Origin of the sequence: Pseudofrankia coriaricola, from assembly GCF_001854805.1 — a bacterium.
In the GTDB taxonomy this organism is placed as follows: Bacteria; Actinomycetota; Actinomycetes; order Frankiales; family Frankiaceae; genus Pseudofrankia.
Genome location: NZ_MBLO01000108.1, coordinates 1 through 2,578 on the forward strand (window position 1 = coordinate 1; position 2,578 = coordinate 2,578).

The following is a 2,578-nucleotide window of genomic DNA, read 5'->3' on the forward strand; positions in this document are numbered from 1 at the left end:
CGGCCGTCGCGGGCCGGTACACCCGGCAGCCGTAGCCGCTACAGGCCCACGACGCCAGCCGACACGCCGCCCACGACTTTGTCGCAGCCCTGCTGTGCGGCGTTCCCGAAAGGCACGCTGGCGATCCGATTTCGTGATGAGCTGCCCGAGTTGTTTGCTGACGAGCAGTTCGCCTCGGCGTTCGGTGCGCGCGGTCGACCCGGTATCTCGCCGGGGCAGTTGGCGCTGGTCACGGTGTTGCACTTCGCGGAGAGCCTCACCGACCGGCAGGCGGCTGACGCGGTGCGGGCGCGGATCGACCGGAAATACGCGCTCGGGCTGGAGCTGACTGATCCCGGGTTCGATCACACGGTGTTGACCAGTTTCCGCCAGCGACTCATCGACCACGGCTTGGACGAGAAGGTACTGGATCTGCTGCTGGTCCGGCTGTCCGAGCTGGGGCTGGTCAAGGCAGGCGGTCGGCAACGCACCCACGCATGTGCTGGCGGCGGTGCGCTCGGCCAATCGGCTTGGAGTTCCTCGCTGAGACGCTGCGCGCGGCCTTGGAGGCGTTGGCCGCGGCCGCGCCGGACTGGCTGACCGGACAGATCAACGCCGCATGGGTAAGCCGATACGGTGCCCGGATGGACTCCTACCGGATTCCGAAAGGCGACGACAACCGCAAAATGATGGCCATCCAGGTCGGCGTCGACGGGTTCGACCTGCTGGAGGCCGTCCACACCGGCGGCGCACCGGCCTGGCTGCGCGAGGTCCCGGCCGTGGTCACACTGCGCGCAGTGTGGCTTCGGCAGTACCACCGCACCATCGGCGACGGCGGGCAGGAGGTGGCGTGGCGAGCCTGTCATGATTTCGGCTCTGGCGCTGATCCGGTGGTGGCAGATCCGACCGGCTATGTCACGATGCGTCATGGTTGGTGTGGATTGGCTGGTGGCGATGGTGTTTTCGGGGTTGGCTCCGCTTGTCGTGGAGGACGTGGCGGACGAGGGGGACCGGATCCGGGTGAAGGCCCGGACGCCGGACGCGCCGGCTGCCTGTCCGCGGTGTGGTGCGCGGACGGCGCGGGTGCACGGCTATCACGCGCGGACGCTGGCGGATGTGCCGTTGGACGCGCGCCGCGTGCTCATGGACGTGCGGGTCCGTCGCCTGGTCTGCCCGACGCGCGGGTGCCTCCAGACGTTCCGGGAACAGGTCCCAGGCGTGGTGGAGCGCTACCAGCGGCGGACCTCGCGGCTGGCGGCCCAGGTCGGCGTGGTCGTGCGGGAGCTGGCCGGCCGCGCTGGGGCGCGGGTCCTGTCCGCGCTGGCCGTGGTCGTATCGCGGCACACCGCGCTGCGCTGCCTGTTGCGCCTGCCCGTCCCGGCGAGGCGGGTGCCCCGGGTCCTGGGCGTCGATGACTTCGCCCTGCGGCGGCGCCACCGCTACGCCACCGTGCTCATCGACGCCGAGACCCGCCAGCGCGTCGATGTCCTGCCCGACCGCACGGCCGACACCCTTGAGGCGTGGCTGCGCGCCCATCCCGGTGTCGAGGTCGTCTGCCGTGACGGCTCCGGCGCCTACGCCGAGGCCGTCCGCCGCGCGCTGCCCGACGCGGTGCAGGTGGGAGACCGCTGGCACCTGTGGCACAACGTCTCCGAGGCCGTGGGCAAGGAGGTCGCCGCGCACAGCGGCTGCTGGGCCGCGGCCGGTCCGCCCCGGCGCGACGGCCAGCGCGCCACCACCACCCGCGAACGGTGGACCCAGGTCCACGAGCTGCTCGACAAGCAGGTCGGCCTCCTCGAATGCGCCCGCCGGCTGAACCTGTCGTTGAACACCGTCAAGCGCTACGCGCGCATCCCCGAGCCCGAGCGGCTGATCCGGGCGCCGCAGTACCGGCCCACCCTCGTCGACCCGTACCGCGACCACCTGCGCCAGCGACGCGAGCACGACCCGGCCCTCCCCGTCGCCCGACTGTTCGAGGAGATCAAGGACCTGGGCTACACCGGCAGCCTCAACCTGCTCTACCGCTACATCACCCAGGGCCGAGTCGAAGCCGACCGCCAGGCGATCTCACCGCGACGCCTCACCCGCTACCTGCTCACCGCCCCTGACCAGCTCAAAGAGCATCAGCGGGAGATCATCGACACCCATACCGCGGCCTGCCCCGAGATGACCACACTCGCTGGGCTCATCCGCTCCTTCGCCGCGCTACTCACCCCCGCCGACGGCAACGCAGCGCAGCTGACCGCCTGGATCGCCCAGGCCCGGGACGCCGACCTGCCCCACCTGCACGCCTGCACACGCGGGTTCGAACTGGACCGCGACGCGGTCAACGCCGCCCTGACCCGCGCCCACCACAACGGCGGCACCGAGGGCGTGAACACGAAAACCAAGCTGATCAAACGTCAGATGTACGGCCGCGCGGGCTTCCCACTCCTCCGCCACCGGATCCTGCTCGGCTGAGATCACCCTCCGTCACCACCGGATCAGCGCCAGAGCCGAAATCATGGCTCTGGCGCACATTCGGTGGTAACGGTGCGTTAGCGCCGGTCGTGGAGGTCAAAGCGGTCGAAATCGGCCACCTCACAGACGTTCGCGAGGT

At 70.4% G+C, this 2,578-nt stretch carries 2 protein-coding genes; both read left to right on the top strand.

Annotated features, from left to right (window positions below; all coding sequences use genetic code 11):
* Positions 1–579: transposase (locus tag BCD48_RS52255; protein WP_206745013.1), on the top strand; the 579-nt coding region annotated here is incomplete at its 5' end.
* Positions 580–906: 327 nt separating this feature from the next.
* Positions 907–2,439 (top strand): ISL3 family transposase, encoded by a 1,533-nt coding sequence (locus tag BCD48_RS16285; protein WP_071049253.1) that lies wholly within the window; start codon positions 907–909, stop codon positions 2,437–2,439.
* The last annotated feature ends 139 nt before the right edge of the window (positions 2,440–2,578 follow it).

What these genes read in the sequence shown, in the direction of transcription:
- BCD48_RS16285 (WP_071049253.1), top strand. Translation starts at nt 907, where the DNA reads ATGGTTGGTGTGGATTGGCTGGTGGCGATGGTGTTTTCGGGGTTGGCT.